Annotated in this window: 18 protein-coding genes; 4 read left to right on the top strand and 14 right to left on the bottom strand. The window is 64.6% G+C overall.

Going from position 1 to position 15,932, the window contains the following annotated elements:
• Positions 1–259 precede the first annotated feature (259 nt).
• Together TVD_RS06585 and TVD_RS06580 are read right to left on the bottom strand one after the other, a co-directional pair.
• Positions 260–1,141 (bottom strand): c-type cytochrome, encoded by an 882-nt coding sequence (locus tag TVD_RS06585; RefSeq protein ID WP_420804901.1) that lies wholly within the window; start codon positions 1,139–1,141, stop codon positions 260–262.
• Between the two features lie 39 nt (positions 1,142–1,180).
• Positions 1,181–1,648 (bottom strand): c-type cytochrome, encoded by a 468-nt coding sequence (locus TVD_RS06580; protein WP_018937592.1) that lies wholly within the window; start codon positions 1,646–1,648, stop codon positions 1,181–1,183.
• Positions 1,649–1,857: 209 nt separating this feature from the next.
• Between TVD_RS06580 and TVD_RS06575 the strand changes: the two genes are divergently transcribed.
• A complete protein-coding gene (locus tag TVD_RS06575; RefSeq protein WP_047251141.1) occupies positions 1,858–2,529 on the top strand; it encodes an L-fuculose-phosphate aldolase in 672 nt (223 codons plus the stop codon).
• A 22-nt stretch (positions 2,530–2,551) separates the two neighbouring features.
• Here TVD_RS06575 and TVD_RS06570 read toward each other — a convergent pair whose 3' ends face one another.
• Positions 2,552–3,106 (bottom strand): NUDIX hydrolase, encoded by a 555-nt coding sequence (locus TVD_RS06570; protein WP_018937594.1) that lies wholly within the window; start codon positions 3,104–3,106, stop codon positions 2,552–2,554.
• A 142-nt stretch (positions 3,107–3,248) separates the two neighbouring features.
• Between TVD_RS06570 and hspQ the strand changes: the two genes are divergently transcribed.
• From hspQ to TVD_RS06555, 3 genes are read left to right on the top strand one after another with little or no spacing between them, the layout of a single operon-like run.
• Positions 3,249–3,569: a heat shock protein HspQ gene (gene hspQ / locus TVD_RS06565; protein WP_018169763.1), complete on the top strand. Its 321-nt coding sequence runs from the start codon at positions 3,249–3,251 to the stop codon at positions 3,567–3,569.
• A gap of 21 nt (positions 3,570–3,590) precedes the next feature.
• Entirely contained in the window at positions 3,591–5,276 is a 1,686-nt protein-coding gene (gene ilvD, locus TVD_RS06560) for a dihydroxy-acid dehydratase (RefSeq protein WP_019562489.1), read from the top strand.
• Between the two features lie 22 nt (positions 5,277–5,298).
• Positions 5,299–5,985 (top strand): rhomboid family intramembrane serine protease, encoded by a 687-nt coding sequence (locus TVD_RS06555; RefSeq protein ID WP_018145698.1) that lies wholly within the window; start codon positions 5,299–5,301, stop codon positions 5,983–5,985.
• Positions 5,986–6,012: 27 nt separating this feature from the next.
• On the opposite strand, the gene galU is transcribed toward TVD_RS06555, so the two are convergent.
• The 11 genes from galU to hisC form a co-directional block, all read right to left on the bottom strand.
• A complete protein-coding gene (gene galU, locus TVD_RS06550; protein ID WP_018169761.1) occupies positions 6,013–6,891 on the bottom strand; it encodes a UTP--glucose-1-phosphate uridylyltransferase GalU in 879 nt (292 codons plus the stop codon).
• 113 nt (positions 6,892–7,004) lie between these two features.
• Positions 7,005–7,286 carry a ComEA family DNA-binding protein gene (locus tag TVD_RS06545; RefSeq protein ID WP_018145700.1) on the bottom strand — a complete coding sequence of 94 codons (282 nt, stop codon included), beginning with the start codon at positions 7,284–7,286 and terminating at the stop codon, positions 7,005–7,007.
• Positions 7,287–7,385: 99 nt separating this feature from the next.
• Positions 7,386–8,105 carry an orotidine-5'-phosphate decarboxylase gene (pyrF, locus tag TVD_RS06540; protein ID WP_047251140.1) on the bottom strand — a complete coding sequence of 240 codons (720 nt, stop codon included), beginning with the start codon at positions 8,103–8,105 and terminating at the stop codon, positions 7,386–7,388.
• Positions 8,102–9,334 carry a tetratricopeptide repeat protein gene (locus TVD_RS06535; protein ID WP_018169759.1) on the bottom strand — a complete coding sequence of 411 codons (1,233 nt, stop codon included), beginning with the start codon at positions 9,332–9,334 and terminating at the stop codon, positions 8,102–8,104. Before TVD_RS06535 ends, pyrF begins: the two co-directional genes overlap by 4 nt.
• A 69-nt stretch (positions 9,335–9,403) precedes the next feature.
• Positions 9,404–9,721: a lipopolysaccharide assembly protein LapA domain-containing protein gene (locus TVD_RS06530; RefSeq protein WP_018145703.1), complete on the bottom strand. Its 318-nt coding sequence runs from the start codon at positions 9,719–9,721 to the stop codon at positions 9,404–9,406.
• Positions 9,722–9,730: 9 nt separating this feature from the next.
• A complete protein-coding gene (locus TVD_RS06525; RefSeq protein WP_018937599.1) occupies positions 9,731–10,027 on the bottom strand; it encodes an integration host factor subunit beta in 297 nt (98 codons plus the stop codon).
• A gap of 93 nt (positions 10,028–10,120) precedes the next feature.
• Entirely contained in the window at positions 10,121–11,791 is a 1,671-nt protein-coding gene (gene rpsA, locus TVD_RS06520) for a 30S ribosomal protein S1 (RefSeq protein WP_026333072.1), read from the bottom strand.
• 85 nt (positions 11,792–11,876) lie between these two features.
• A complete protein-coding gene (gene cmk, locus TVD_RS06515) occupies positions 11,877–12,584 on the bottom strand; it encodes a (d)CMP kinase (RefSeq protein ID WP_018937600.1) in 708 nt (235 codons plus the stop codon).
• Positions 12,581–13,885 (bottom strand): 3-phosphoshikimate 1-carboxyvinyltransferase, encoded by a 1,305-nt coding sequence (gene aroA, locus TVD_RS06510; protein WP_047251139.1) that lies wholly within the window; start codon positions 13,883–13,885, stop codon positions 12,581–12,583. Before aroA ends, cmk begins: the two co-directional genes overlap by 4 nt.
• Before the next feature lie 6 nt (positions 13,886–13,891).
• A complete protein-coding gene (locus tag TVD_RS06505) occupies positions 13,892–14,773 on the bottom strand; it encodes a prephenate dehydrogenase (RefSeq protein ID WP_047251138.1) in 882 nt (293 codons plus the stop codon).
• Positions 14,770–15,927 (bottom strand): histidinol-phosphate transaminase, encoded by a 1,158-nt coding sequence (gene hisC / locus TVD_RS06500; RefSeq protein WP_018145709.1) that lies wholly within the window; start codon positions 15,925–15,927, stop codon positions 14,770–14,772. The genes TVD_RS06505 and hisC overlap by 4 nt, the downstream gene beginning before the upstream one ends.
• Positions 15,928–15,932 lie beyond the last annotated feature (5 nt).

The following is a 15,932-nucleotide window of genomic DNA, read 5'->3' as shown; positions in this document are numbered from 1 at the left end:
CTGTGACGGTCACAGTATGGTCACAGTATAGGAGGATATTTCTTGACACTCAATGTCACTTGGTGTCAGGATTAAAACGACTACCGAACAGGTAGTTGCGAACGGAACGCCCCTTGTGACAAGGGTTTCCGGAAAGGGCTTGGCGCTGACTGTTAATCACTAGGTCGGCGGTTCGAGCCCGTCCCGGGGAGCCAGATAAAGAAAAAGGGCCAGGTCATTGCGACCTGGCCCTTTTTCGTGGTGCGTACGGCGGTGCCGATTACTCGGGATCATGTTCGATGGGCTCCAGAGAACCGATATAAATCGCGATGGCGCGGCGATCGGCATCGGTCAGATGGGCAGTGCCGTGATCGATCACGTCGGCCATGCCGCCGCCGGCAAAATCACCGTCGCGGGTCAGGCCCATCTCCAGATAGCGCGCGATATGCCGCTCCCCCCAGCGTCCGATGCCGGTTTCGCGATCCGGGGTGATATTGGAGGCCACGTCCCCATCGGGCAGCCGGGCGCCGGCCCCAATGCGCTTGAGGTCCAGACCACCGGTCCGCGTGCGCGGAGTATGGCACTCCATGCAGTGCCCAAGGGCGTTGGCGAGGTAGGCCCCACGGTTCCATTCGTCCGACTGGTCGGGGTCGGCCTCGAAGGTGCCCGGTTCGAAATGCAGCCACTTCCAGCCCATCAGGGATGACCGGAACCGGGCATACCAGACCAGGTCATGCGGGGTGTTTTCCCGAGCGACGGGCTCCACCTCGGATTGCAGAAAGGCCCACAGGGCTTCCACGTCTCGCGGCTGCATCTTGGTGTACGACGTATACGGAAATGCCGGATAGTAGTGGCGTCCGTCCGGGCTGCGGCCTTCGAGCAGGGCGCGCTTGAAGTCCTCGTCCGACCAGCCCCCGATGCCGTGTTCCGCATCCGGGGTGATGTTGGGACCATAGAACGCACCAAACGGGCTCTCGATCGCACGCCCGCCGGCCAGGAATTCCCCGTCTTCGGCCGTGTGGCAGGTCACGCAGCCACCGGCTCGCAAGACGTACTCACCGTAGGCGATCTGCTCGTCGGTACCCGCGGACGGGTCGTGCTCGCCAATCTGCACCCCTGCCTGCACCGTGGCCGCCGATCCAACCAGAAAAAGGGCTGACAGACAGGCTGCCAGCCCCTTGTTACCTGCTAGCACTGCGAATTACTCGCGGCGGAAGTCGTCGTGGCAAGCCTGGCAGGACTGCCCGAGGTTGCGAAAACGAATGGCGTATTCGCCTTCGTCACCGGCTTCCACGGCTGCGTGCAGGGCTTCGGCAGCCTCCAGCGTGTCATTGGAGAGCTCCTCGAAGCGTTCCCAGTCATCCCAGATTTCTTCCTTGGCATCGGTATCCGGGAAATCGCTCCCCTCCGGAAAGAGGCCCGGGATGTCCTGGCTCAGCGCTACCAGCTGGCTGGTATGCATCTCGAGGTTGTCGCCGAACTCGGCGCCGTCCACCACCACGGCGGCAATGGCGCCCACGTTGCCACCAATGGCGCGCATCACACCCTGGCGGTAGTCGATCGTGGCCTCGTGCTCATCGAATGCGTGAACGGTACTTCCGGCACCCAACCCCAGGGTCAGTGCGGCGGCCACGGAGGTGGCGGTAATCAGGCGTGCGACGTTCTTCATGGTGCTTCCTCCCTGTAACAATCAAGACTTCGCGGATATCTGGCGAACCGGATATGCGAAGCCACTATAAACGGCGGGCCCGCCCCATTTCCATGAGCGAAATGGATTACCCATCACGATTGCGGGCTTTCCCGATTGACCACAACCCGTGCGCGGGGTTCCCGGACGAACCCGGTACAATCGCATTCCGCCCAAGCGCTTCCGAGAAGATGACCCTGAACTCCCCCAACACGACCGACGAGACCGCCCTTCGCCAAGCCATCATCAACACCGGCCTGGAGACCAATCGTCGGGGGCTCAACCAGGGCACCTCGGGCAACATCAGCGCGCGCTTCGGCGACGGCATGCTGATTACGCCTTCTGGCATCCCGTACGAGGCGTTACAGCCGGACGACCTGGTGTGTGTCGATGCAGATGGACAATGGGCGCCTGGCCGCAAGCCCTCGAGCGAATGGCACTTCCACCGCGCCATCCTGCAGGCGCGACCAGAGCTGGGAGCGGTCGTCCATGTCCATTCCGTCCATGCCAGTGTCGTGGCAATCCAGGGACGCGACATCCCCGCGCTGCACTACATGATCGCCGCCGCCGGCGGGAACTCCATCCGCTGCGCCCCGTACGCCACGTTTGGAACGGAGACCCTCTCGCGGCTCGCGGTGGCGGCCCTGCGGGACCGCACGGCCTGCCTGCTCGCGAATCACGGGATGATTGCCACCGGGAAGGACCTGGAGCGCGCCCTGTGGCTGACCGAGGAGGTTGAACTCCTGGCACGGCAATATGTGCTGAGCCTGCAGATCGGAGGGCCGCAATTGCTGGATGACGCGGAGATGGATCGCGTCCTGGAAAAGTTTCGCCACTACGGGCCGCAGCGCGACAGGAAATAGACACGCGTGGAGCGCGCCACCCTCAAAGACCGGGGGTGACACCTTCTCCATCGGCCAGCGGGGCCGAGCGCGGGGCGAAATCGACCCGGTCTCGGGTTTCCAGATAGTGCTGCAGGGCCCAGGTCACCGACGGGAAGGCGCGCTCCTCCGGCAGTTCATCGAATCGGAACAGGCCGACCTCTTCCGATTCGGGGCCCGGGGCAATCGCATCGCTCAGCAAGCGCGCCCGATAGATCATCTGCACATGCCCGATGTGCGGGACGCTATAGACGCCCAGCAACTGTTCGATTTCCAGATCGGCCCGCGCCTCCTCCCAGGCCTCGCGGCGTGCACCCTCGGCCGGGCTTTCCCCCTTTTCCATGAACCCCGCCGGCAGGGTCCAGAAACCACGACGCGGCTGAATGGCCCTTCGACAAAGCAATACGCGGTCTTCCCAGATGGCCACGCTGCCGACGATGATTCGCGGGTTTTCGTAGTCAACGAAGCCACAATGGTCGCAGACACGCCGTTCGCGATCATCGCCTTCGGGGATATGGTGATGGAAGCTGGCATCCAGCCTGTTTTGATTGCGACTCATGGCGGTACCGTTAGGGGCGTTATAGCTTTAAATACAAAGTCGTACAGTGCCATGCGGTGCACCCGAGAGCCGAGCTCGAAGACGCGCCGGTGGCCGCGGTCCACAATAGAGACTTGCGCACCGAGGCAGGACAGAGGCGAACATGACCACACGCACGCGCTTTACCGTTGGTGAGCTCATTCACCATACCAAGTTCGATTACCGGGGTGTGATCGTCGATGTGGATCCGGTGTACGCCGGGTCGGACGAATGGTACGAAACCGTGGCCAAGAGCCGCCCACCCAAGGACCAGCCGTGGTATCACGTGCTGGTGGACGGCTATTCGCACAGCACCTACGTGGCCGAACGCCACCTGGAGCCGGATACTCGCGGCGAACAGATCGAACACCCCGCCCTCGGGCAGTTCTTCGATCGTTTCATGAACGGCCGCTACTCGCGCCACGGCGAGCCCGGCGCCCACTAACCCACAACCGCAGGGAAGACCATGGCACAGGACAACCGCCGCAGCCGCGTCGTCACCGAAGGCCCCCGCCGCACGCCCAACCGCGCCATGCTGCGCGCAGTCGGCTTCGGCGACGACGACTTTCAGCGCCCGATCGTGGGCATTGCCAACGCCCACAGCACGATCACGCCCTGCAACATGGGCATTGGTGCCCTCGCCGCCCGCGCCGAACAGGCGGTGCGCCAGGCCGGGGGCATGCCACAGACCTTCGGTACCATCACCATCTCCGACGGCATCTCCATGGGGACGCCGGGGATGAAGTACTCGCTCGTCTCGCGTGAGGTCATCGCCGACGCCATCGAGACCGTAGTCAACGGCCAGAGCCTGGACGGCATTCTCGCCACCGGCGGCTGCGACAAGAACATGCCGGGGGCGATGATTGCCCTGGCCCGTCTCAACGTGCCGGGCATCTTCGTCTACGGCGGAACCATCAAGCCCGGGCACTACAAGGGTCAGGACCTGACGATCGTCAGCGCCTTCGAGGCCGTGGGCCAGCATGGTGCCGGCAATCTGTCCGACGAGGACCTTCAGGGCGTGGAACGCAACGCCTGCCCCGGCGCCGGCTCCTGCGGCGGCATGTTCACCGCCAATACTATGTCGAGTGCCTTCGAGGCCATGGGCATGAGCCTCCCCGGTTCGTCCACCCAGGCCGCCGAGGACCCGGAAAAGGGCGATTCGGCCGCCCGGTCGGCCGAGGTCCTGGTAGAGGCCATCCACGCGAACCGGCGCCCGCGCGACATCCTGACCCGCGAGGCCTTCGAGAACGCCCTCGCCGTGGTGATGGCCATCGGGGGCTCCACCAACGCAGTACTCCACCTGCTGGCGATTGCGCATGCCGCCGAGGTCCCCCTGGACATCGACGATGTCGAGCGCATCCGCCGCAAGGTCCCCGTGCTGTGCGACCTGAAGCCCTCCGGGCGCTACGTGACCACCCAGTTCCATGCGGTGGGCGGCACGCCCCAGGTGATGAAGATGCTCCTGAATGCCGGGCTGATGCACGGTGAGTGCCTGACGATTACCGGGGCCACCCTGGCCGAGACCCTGGCGGAGATCCCCGATGCGCCCTCCCCGGATCAGGAAATCATCCGCCCGCTGGAGCGGCCCCTGTACCCGCACGGGCACCTGGCCATCCTCAAGGGCAATCTCGCGACCGAGGGCGCGGTGGCCAAGATCACCGGACTCAAGCGGACCGCCATTGCCGGCCCCGCGCGCTGCTTCGACTCCGAGGAGGCCTGCCTGGATGCCATCCTCGACGGCCAGATCCAGGCCGGCGATATCCTCGTCATCCGCTACGAGGGGCCGCGTGGGGGTCCCGGCATGCGCGAGATGCTCGCGCCGACCGCCGCGATCATCGGTGCGGGCCTGGGCGATTCCGTTGGTCTGATTACCGACGGGCGCTTCTCCGGCGGGACGTACGGAATGGTGGTTGGACATGTTGCCCCCGAGGCCGCGACCGGCGGCACGATTGCGCTGGTCCGGGACGGGGATACGATCGAGATCGATGCTGGAGAAAACCGGCTCACGCTGCAGGTCGACGAAGCCGAGCTGGAACACCGCCGCGCGGCCTGGGAGCCGCCGGTGCCCCGCTTTGACCGCGGGGTCCTGGCGAAATACTCGCGTATCGTGGGCTCGGCCAGTCGCGGTGCCGTAACCGACGATTTCACCTGACGGCGGGGAGCAAAAGAGTCCGATGACGCACCCGGACCCCCGCCACCCCGACTTCAGCATGATGCCGCCGGTGATCGGCTTCCTGCTGATCGCCAACGTCGGCCTGTTCCTCACCATGCCGTGGCTGGGTGACTGGTTGATCACCCATTTCGGGCTCTGGCCCATCGGCACGCCGGCCACCGTCCATCAGGATGGCAGCTGGATGCGGGTGCCCGACTTCCAGCTCTGGCAGCTGGTCAGTTACGGCTTTCTGCACGGCGGTCCAGTCCATTTGTTCGTAAACCTGTTCGCCGTATGGATGCTGGGCGTGCAGATCGAGAACGCGTGGGGTTCACGCACCTTCGGCACCTACTTTCTGGTGTGCGTGATCGGCGCCGGGCTGGTGCAGCTGGTCATCACTGCCCACGGCAACGGTGACATGATCTACCCCACCATCGGCGCCTCGGGCGGGGTATTCGGCGTTCTGCTCGCGTTCGGGATGATGTTCCCCAACCAGCGCCTGTTCCTGATCTTCCTGCCCATCCCGATCAAGGCCAAGTATTTCGTGATCGGCTACGGTGCGCTGGAGCTGTACCTGGGGATCTCCGGCACGCTCGCCGGCATCGCCCATTTCGCTCATCTGGGCGGGATGGCCTTCGGCTTCCTGCTGATCCAGTACTGGCGCGGGCGCCTGCCGATCCGGCCGCGCCAGCGCCGTTTCTGGTGGTGACAGGACCCGCAGAGGCTCGGCGTCTCCCTAGCGGTTGCGAAGATACTCGGCGAAGTCGTCTTTCAGCTCCGGGTGGTTCAGAGCGAGCTCCACGGTCGCCTCCAGATAGCCCAGCTTGGAACCACAATCGAAGCGGCGCCCCTCGAAGTTGAAGGCCGTTACCCGCTCCAGCTCCAGCAACCGCGCGATGGCATCGGTCAGCTGGATCTCGCCGCCGGCCCCTGGCTTTTGTGTGGCCAGCATCTCGAATATTCTTGGGGTCAGGATGTAACGCCCCACCACCGCCACGTTCGACGGGGCCTGGTCCGGATCGGGCTTCTCGACGATCCCCTTCACATCCCAGCTGCGCGGGCCGGTCTTCACTGGATCGATGATCCCGTACTGATGTGTGCGGTCACCCGGCACTTCTTCCACCCCGAGCACGCTGCACCCGTGCTCGGCGTATTGCTCGACCATCTGCCGCGTCGCCCCGCCATTACTTGACTCGATCAGGTCGTCCGCCAGGATCACGGCAAAGGGTTCGTTACGCACAATCGGATGGGCGCAGGCCACCGCGTGGCCGAGACCCAGCGCATCGGACTGGCGCACATAGACGCAGGTCACGTTCGGCGGAACGATATTGCGCACCTGCTCCAGGAGCTCTGTCTTGCCGCGCTCCTCCAGCTCATGTTCCAGCTCGTAAGCCTTGTCGAAGTGGTCCGGAATGGAGCGCTTGTTGCGCCCGGTCACGAACACCAGGGTCTCGATCCCCGCTTCCACCGCCTCCTCCGCTGCGTACTGGATCAGCGGCTTGTCCACGATCGGCAGCATCTCCTTCGGATTCGCCTTGGTGGCCGGCAGAAAGCGCGTACCCATGCCGGCAACCGGGAACACGGCGGTACGGATCGGTGGGTGATTCTGGCTCATTCCATCTCCTGGGCGCTCAATAACGAACCCCTGGCCCACGCGTCCTGCCGGACCCATTGACCAGGGGCTGGAACCGGGTGGCAGCACGCGCTGCCACCCACTACGCTACAACGTTACTCGACGACGATGCGATCGAGATTCATCTCCACGGTGCGTTCACCAATTCCGGAGACCTCGGTCAGTGCCTGCACCGAAGCGAACTCACCGTGTGCCTCGCGGTGCTCCACGATCGCCTGGGCCTTCACCGGACCGACGTTGTCCAGCGCGGCCAGCTCTTCGGCGGATGCGCCATTCACGTTGAGCGGCTGGCCTCCCGAGGCCGTAACCATCACCAGCGGCAGGACGCAGAGGCCCGCCAGGGCCCAGCACTTCGCGCATTGAAAAAGCTTCTTCATGAAAACGCTCCTTATCTTCATTGAACGATCGGTGCATCCATGCACCAACGGCATCCTAGCGGGATTGATGCCCTGCGAAAACCCCTCCAATCCACGCCGTCATTCGCTCTTCTGCAATCGTGTGATGAAGGCCTCCATGGCCATGCTCGGGTCCGCGGCACGCGTGATCGGCCGGCCGACCACGATGGCGCTGGCCCCGGCCGAGATCGCCCGTTCGGGGGTCATCACCCGCTTCTGATCGTCCCCGCCCGCGTCCTCCAGCCGAATTCCGGGCGTTACCAGCAACGGTTCCTCGCCGAGCAGGCGGCGCAGCATGGCGGCCTCCTGCGCCGAACAGACCAGCCCTTCCAGGCCCGCCTTGCGCACCGCCAGTTCGCCCAGAAGACGCACCTGCTCGGCCGGTTCCCGATTCACGCCGATCTCACGCAAGGTACCGGCGTCACTGGAGGTCAGCACCGTTACGGCCAGAAGCGCCGTCGTGTCATTCGTCTCGCGCACCGCCGCGTGCGCGGCGCGCATCATCTCTTCACCGCCACTGGCATGCACGTTAATCAACCAGACACCGGTCCGCGCCGCGGCCCGACAAGCCGCCGCCACCGTATTCGGGATGTCGTGGAACTTCAGATCCAGAAAGACCCGAAAACCCAGGCCGTGCAGACGGTGCAACAGGTCGGGCCCGGCGACCACGAACAGCTCAAACCCGACCTTCAGCGCGCACCGGGCGGGATCGAGCTTTCGGGCGAACGCCAGTGCGGCTTCGGCTTCGGAAAAATCGAGCGCCACAATCAGGCGCGTTGCAGGTTCCGGAATCGGATTCATGAACGGGGACTCCCTTCGCGGATTAGCGCCTCCTCGGCGGCCTCCGTCGTCTGATCAATGTCGAAGTCGAGACCGCGCAGCGTATCCCAGCGACGACAGCTTGGGCACTGCCACACATGCGCGCGCCCTTGATAGCCACAGTTCACGCACTGGTACAGATGCTGGCTCCCGAGCTGGTCCGCCAGGGCCTTCTCGAATGCCGCAAACTCGGTGCTGTATTGCTGGACCGCCGGGAGAATCTTCATCCAGCGCACCGCCTCCAGCAATCCCGAGGTCGGCACCGGACGCTGTGCCAGGATCGAACCCAGCTCCATCAGCGCGGCATCCAGCCGGCCCGTACGTCGGTAAAGACGCATCAGGGCAATGCGCGCCATCGTGATCCCACGGTTGCGTGCGAGATCGTCGAGGAGCTCCTCCAGCTGACCCAGACGATTCTCCCCAGGCAGCTCCTGATGCAACCGCTCGATACGCGGTACCAGCAAGGGCGCCAGCTGCGGGGTACGCGCCACCGCATCGCGTCCGAATCCGATCGCCTCGCGGATCTCGCCCTTGCGTGCCGCGATTTCCGACTGGATCAGCAGTGCCCGCGACAGCCCCGGCACCAGGCCCTCGGCCTGTTCCGCGCGCGCTCTGGCGCTTTCCCAGTCACCCTTGTCCAGCGCGATCTGGGCCAGTTCGCAATGATAATGCGCGATCCTCTGATGCTCGTGCGCGACCCCATGTTCCTTCAACCGGTCGCCCACCTCGATCGCACGTTCCCATTCCCGCTGGGTCTCGTAGACCTGACGCAGGCCTTCCAGTGCGGCGACCGCCTGATGCGGCGAATCCGCCAATTCGCGAAACACCGCCTCCGCCCGATCCAATACGCCGGCCAGGAGAAAATCCTCACCCAGTTCGCACAGGGCCTGCGCCCGCTGCGCCGCGGGCAGCGTGGGCCGCGCGACCAGGTTCTGATGGATGCGGATGGCGCGATCGACCTCGCCCCGACGCCGGAACAGCCGGCCCAGGATTACATGGGTCTCGAAGGTTTCGTGATCGACTTCCACCATTTCGATGAAGGCCTGAAGGGCATCATCCGTGCGGTCGTCGAGGAGGTGGCGCACACCTTCCAGGTAGCGATCCAGTGACGGCTCCCGTTCCTCACGGTCTTCCGGCACGCCGTAACGCGCGAGCCACCAGCCACTCGCAGCCGCAATAGGGAGCAGCAACCAGAACCAGTCGTCGATCATGAGCGAGAATGGTTCCCGGATGAGAAGAGAAACGTGTGGGGCGTCAGTGGCCGCATGCGCGCCACGTGACTAGTAGAAATCCCGCATGGGTGCGGTACGCAACTGCTCGACCTCGACCTTGAGGGCATGGTTCTGTTCGCGCAGGTCTGCAATCTTTTGACGCAACCGGCGCAGCCGCAGCCAGAGTACGAGCGAAGCCAAAACGACCCCGAACAGGGCCGCAATCCCGAGGAACACCACGAGCGGCGCCTCGATCTGCACACCGGGTAACGCAAGGGTCACCAGGTCTTCGTTCAATACAACAAGAATGCCAACAGCGGACGAAATCACGATAAGCGCGGCAAAGGCCACGGCATTGCGAATCTGCTGTCGACGTCGGTCGTCCACGGACGGTCCCTAGTCGTTCCCGTCGATGGAGCCGTTTACCCGTTCGCGCAATTCCTTGCCGGGCTTGAAATGGGGGACATGCTTACCGGGCAAGGCAACGCTTTCACCGGTCTTGGGGTTACGTCCCAGCCTTGGGGGCCGGAAATGGAGGGAAAAACTGCCGAAGCCGCGAATCTCTACCCGCTGCCCATTGGCCAGCGCATGACTCATCCGTTCGAGTAATGCCTTGACCGACATCTCGACATCCCTGGCAGGCAAATGGGGCGATTTCCGGGCGAGGTTCTCGATCAATTCCGATTTGGTCATCAGGCACTCGTCACAGACAGGAAGGAAACCCGGTTTCCCGGAACAAAATGGCCCACGGCACCTTTCGGCACCGTGGGCCGCCGCAGAACGGACTTAGTCGTTCTTGTCCATCTGCTCCTTGAGCAGATCGCCCAGGGTGGTACCGCTACCGGCATTGCTGCCGTAATCGGACACCATCTCGGCTTCCTCGGCACGATCCTTGGCCTTGATCGACAGGCTGATGGCGCGGGTCTTCTTGTCCACGCCCATGAATCGGGCTTCGACGGTTTCGCCAACCTTCAGCACGGTGCTGGCATCCTCCACACGATCCTGGGAGATGTCGGCGGCACGCAGGATGCCGTCGATGCCGTCGGCCAGTTCGATCACCGCGGCCTTGGCGTCCACTTCCTTCACGGTACCGGACACGATGCTGCCCTTGCTGTGCTCGGCCACGAAGTTGGCGAACGGATCGCGGTCCAGCTGCTTCAGACCCAGGGAGATGCGCTCGCGCTCGGGATCCACGGACAGGACCACGGCCTCGACCTCGTCACCCTTCTTGAAGTTGCGGATCGCCTCTTCGCCGGCCTCGTGCCAGGACAGGTCGGACAGGTGAATCAGGCCGTCGATGCCGCCTTCCAGGCCAACAAACACACCGAAATCGGTGATCGACTTGATCTGGCCACTGACCTTCTCGCCCCGGTTGTGGTTGGCGGCGAAGTCGTCCCACGGGTTGGACTGGCACTGCTTCATACCCAGCGAGATGCGGCGGCGCTCTTCGTCCAGGTCCAGGATCATCACCTCGACCTCGTCACCGATGGCAACCATCTTGCCCGGGTTGACGTTCTTGTTGGTCCAGTCCATCTCGGACACGTGCACCAGGCCTTCCACGCCGTCTTCGATCTCCACGAAGCAGCCGTAGTCGGTGATGTTGGTGACCTTGCCGAAGATCCGGGTGCCGGTCGGGTAACGGCGGGTGATGTTTTCCCACGGATCCTCGCCCAGCTGCTTCAGGCCCAGCGATACGCGCATGCGTTCACGGTCGAACTTCAGGACCTTGACCTCGACTTCCTGGCCGATCTCGACCACGTCGGACGGATGCTTGACGCGCTTCCAGGCCATGTCGGTGATGTGCAGCAGGCCGTCGATGCCGCCCAGATCCAGGAACGCACCATAGTCGGTCAGATTCTTGACGATGCCCTTGACCTGCGCGCCTTCCTGCAGGTTCTTCAGCAGCTCTTCGCGCTCGGCGCTGTATTCCTGCTCGACCACGGCACGACGCGACACAACCACGTTGTTGCGACGGCGATCCAGCTTGATAAGCTTGAATTCCAGCTCTTTGCCTTCCAGATACGCGGTATCGCGCACCGGACGGACATCCACGAGTGAACCCGGCAGGAACGCCCGGATATCGCCCAGCTCGACGGTGTAGCCACCCTTGACCTTGCCGGAGATCTTGCCGGTGACGTACTGCTCTTCTTCCATCGCACCTTCGAGACGGTCCCAGGCCTTGGCTCGCTTGGCCTTCTCGCGCGACATGCGCGTCTCGCCGAAACCGTCTTCCGGGGTTTCGAGGGCCACTTCGACGACATCGCCGACCTTGACCTCGAGCTCACCCTCTTCGTTCATGAACTGCTCGGTGGGAATGACCCCCTCGGACTTCAGGCCGGCGTTCACCACGACGACTTCCGGGGTGACCTCAATGACGGTGGCACTGAGGATGGCACCCGGCTGCATCTGGGTGTAGGCCATGCTCTCTTCGAGCAGTTGCGCGAAACTTTCACTCATGGATTTGTGAACCTGTGGTTTAACAAATGCTTGCAGATACTTCCTGCAACCAGTTCTAGACGTTTATGATCCCGCTTCCGACGGCTTATTCCGCGGGGCGGGGGCTTTGTTCCGGGAGTACGTCCCGGAGGCGTTCCAGGATCATGTCGACCACGCCGACGATGTCCAGGTCCGTGGTATCCACTTCCCAGGCATCTTCGGCGGGCTTGAGGGGGGCCACGCTGCGTTCGCGATCACGCCGGTCGCGGGCCTCCATCTCGTCCTGAAGGGCGGAGAGATTAGCACTAAGTCCTTGTTCCTTCAACTGCATGTATCGCCGCCTGGCCCGCTCCTCGGCCGAGGCCGTCAGGAAGATCTTCAGGTCCGCTTCGGGGAACACGACCGTGCCCATGTCGCGCCCGTCGGCGACCAGCCCCGGGGCCTTCGCGAACCCGCGCTGACGCTCCAGCAGCGCCTCGCGCACCGCCGGAATCGCAGCCACCTGGGAGGCGTCACTGCCCGTCTGCTCCGTGCGCAGCAGTTGGTCCACGGGTGCGCCTTCCAGCAGCGTGGTCACGGCCGTGGCATCCCGATTGACCTCGAAATCCACATCCAGACCCGCGGCCAGCCGGGCCAGTGCCTCCTCGTCGGTTAGTTCCACGCCGTGCTGTCGCGCAGCCAGCCCCAACAGCCGATAGAGGGCTCCGCTATCCAGAAGATGCCAGCCCATCGCCGCCGCCACGCGCATGCAGACCGTGCCCTTCCCTGCACCGCCGGGGCCATCAATGGTCAGTACCGGAATGGCCGTACTCATGCCGCCTCCAGTTGCAGTCCGGCCTCACGCGCCAGCGCCACGAAGCCGGGGAAAGAGGTCCCCACGTTGGCGCAATCGCGGATGCGGATCGGCGCTCGGGCACGCAGCCCGGCCATCGCGAACGACATGGCGATGCGGTGATCGCCATGACTGTCGACCTCGCCCCCAGTGAAACCGTCACCGCCCTGGATGCGAATGCCATCCGGCTGCACTGCGCAGTCCACGCCCAGCGCGGCCAGACCATCGGCCATCACCTGGATACGATCACTTTCCTTGACCCGCAGCTCCTCCGCGCCGGTCAGGACCGTCTCGCCCTCGGCACAGGCCGCGGCAACGAAGATGGCCGGGAATTCATCGATTGCCAGTGGCACCAGGTGCTCGGGGATCTGGATCCCCTTCAGAGTGGCCGCCTCGACCTCGAGATCGGCCACGGGCTCGCCGCCGGCCTCGCGCTGATCGAGGACGCGGATCTCGGCGCCCATCAGACGCAGGATGTCGATCACGCCGGTGCGCGTCGGGTTGATCCCCACATGTTCCAGGCGCATGCGCGAGCCGGTGGCAATCGAGGCACCGACCAGAAAAAACGCCGCCGACGAGATGTCCGCGGGCACATCCACCGGGCTTGCGACCAGGCGCCCGCCGCCCTCGACACAGGTACGGGGGCCGTCGCGCTCCACGCGGTAACCGAATCCGGCCAGCATCCGCTCGGTGTGATCGCGGGTGGGCGCCGGCTCGGTCACGCAGGTCCTGCCGTCGGCCCAGAGACCGGCCAACAACAGGGCCGACTTCACCTGGGCACTGGCGACTTTCAATACATGGTCCGTACCCCGCAACGGGGCCCCGCCGTGTACCCGCAACGGTGGCGTCCCGGCCTCGCTGGTATCGATGTGCGCACCCATGTGCGCGAGCGGGTCGGTGACTCGGCGCATCGGCCGCCCGCTCAGGGAGCGATCACCGATCAGCTCGCTGTCGAACACCTGACCGGCCAGTACGCCGCACAGCAACCGCATCGCCGTCCCCGAGTTGCCCATGTCCAGCGCCGCCGCCGGGGCCTTGAGCCCGTGCACGCCGGCACCCTGAATGCGTACATCGCCTGGCCCAGTGCGTTCGATCGCCACGCCCATCGCACGAAACGCCTCCAGTGTCGCAATACAATCGGCCCCCTCGAGGAATCCGGTCACACGCGTCTCCCCCTCGGCCAGCGCACCCAGCATGATCGCCCGGTGGGAGATCGACTTGTCGCCCGGCACGCGGGCGCGGCCCGAAAGCTGCCCTCCGGGCTGTACGGTAAAGGTATTCATCGATTTTCAGGTATCCAGTTGTGCGTCCGCGGGGTCGCAAAGGCGATCGCGGGTTTCCTTGGCGTGTTCAAAGCTCTGTTCGATGGTCGCGGCATCGCCGTGTTCGATGGCGCTGCGCAAACCTTCCAGATCGGTCTGGTACTGCCCGATCACCTCGAGGATGGCGGTGCGATTGGCGAGGCAGATATCCCGCCAGACCACCGGATCGCTGGAGGCGATGCGCGTGAAATCGCGAAACCCCCCGGCGGCGTAATGAAAGATCTCGTCGCGCTCGCTCATGTTCGCAAGCGACGACACCAGCGTGAAGGCCAGCACATGGGGCAAATGACTGGTCGCGGCCAGCACCCGGTCGTGGTGCGCCGGGGTCATGTACTCGACCCGCGCCCCGACGGCCTGCCACATCGCGGCCACCCGGTCGGTCGCCAGCGCATTCGTGGCATCGACTGGTGTCAGGATTACCAGGCGCTCACGGAACAGGGTGGCAAAGGCCGCCCCCACCCCGCTCTTCTCGGTTCCCGCAATCGGATGGCCGGGGACAAACGCGCGCGGGACCTTGCCGAATCCGGCACCCACCGCATCGATTACGGCCTGTTTGCTGCTGCCCACATCGGTCAACGGGCTGTCTTCGGGCCACGCCGCTGCCAGGTCGCGCGCCAGTGGCTCCATCGCCCCCAACGGGACGGCGAGCACGCCCAGGTCCGCCCCCTCGGCGGCCTCGGCGACATCGGTGGTCCAGCGATCGATCACGCCCAGGCGTTGCGCCTCACGCAGGTTGTCTGCATTGCGCGAACAACCCACGATCTCGCGCACGGCCCCCGCCTCGCGCAGGGCCAGGGCCAGCGAACCGCCGATCAGCCCAACGCCGAAGATGACCAGCCGTTCGATCACGCCAGGGCCTTTTTCAGGGCCGCGAGAAAGCGGTCATTGTCCGCACGGGTCGAGACCGTGACGCGCAGATGCCCGGGGAGACCGTAATTCTCTACCGGGCGCGTAATCACGCCGTCGCGCAGCATGGCGTCATATACCGGGCCCGGATCCCGGCCGGTATCGAAGGTCACGAAATTACCCACCGACGGGATCACACGCAAGCCCAGCTCGCGCAGGGCGGCGCTCACCTGGCGAACCCCCTCCCGATTGATGGCCACCGACTTTTCCACATGCTCGTGGTCGTCCAGCGCGGCCAGGCCGGCCGCCTGGGCAATCGCATTCACATTGAACGGCTGGCGCACTCGATTCAGCAGGTCCGCGATGGCCGGCGAGCTGACCGCATAGCCGAGGCGCAGTCCGGCCAGGCCCTGGATCTTGGAGAAGGTCCGGGTGACGATCAGGTTCGGATAGCGATCCAGCCATTGCGTGGTGTCCGGATACTCGGCCTCCTCGACATATTCGAAATAGGCCTCGTCGATAACGACCACGGTCGTGACCGGCATCGCGGCCACGAAGGCTTCGAGCGCCGCCGCATCCAGCCAGGTGCCGGTCGGGTTGTTCGGGTTGGCCACGAACACGACCCGCACATCGCCATCCACCCGCGCCTGCATCGCGTCAAGATCGTGCCCGAAGGGCTGTTCCGGATGGTCGGCGGGCAGCGCCGCGGCCACTCGGGCCTCGGCATCCACCGCCTGAGTCACCAGCGGATAGACCGCAAACGCGTGGGCAGAAAACACGGCAGCACGCCCCGGCGCCAGCCAGGTCCGTGCAACCAACTCCAGCACCTCGTTGGAGCCATTGCCGAGGGTGATCTGCTCCGGGGTCACGCCATGGCGTTCGGCCAGACGTGCCTTCAGCTCGAAGCCATTGCCGTCGGGATAGACATGCGCATCGGCCAGCGCCGCGCGCCCGGCTTCCACCGCAAGGGGCGACGGGCCCAACGGATTCTCGTTGGAGGCCAGCTTGACTGCCTGGGTAATCCCCAGTTCGCGTTCCAGCGTGGCCACGGGCTTGCCCGGCTGGTAGGGGCTAAGCCCCTGGACGCCAGCAACCGCCAGAGTCACCGGATCAAACGCCGGGCCGGCCGTAGCGGATACGGAAGGATTGGATGCCATGCGGA

Source organism: Thioalkalivibrio versutus, assembly GCF_001020955.1.
Lineage (GTDB): Bacteria > Pseudomonadota > Gammaproteobacteria > Ectothiorhodospirales > Ectothiorhodospiraceae > Thioalkalivibrio > Thioalkalivibrio versutus.
This window is presented reverse-complemented; position numbering and strand designations above follow the sequence as displayed.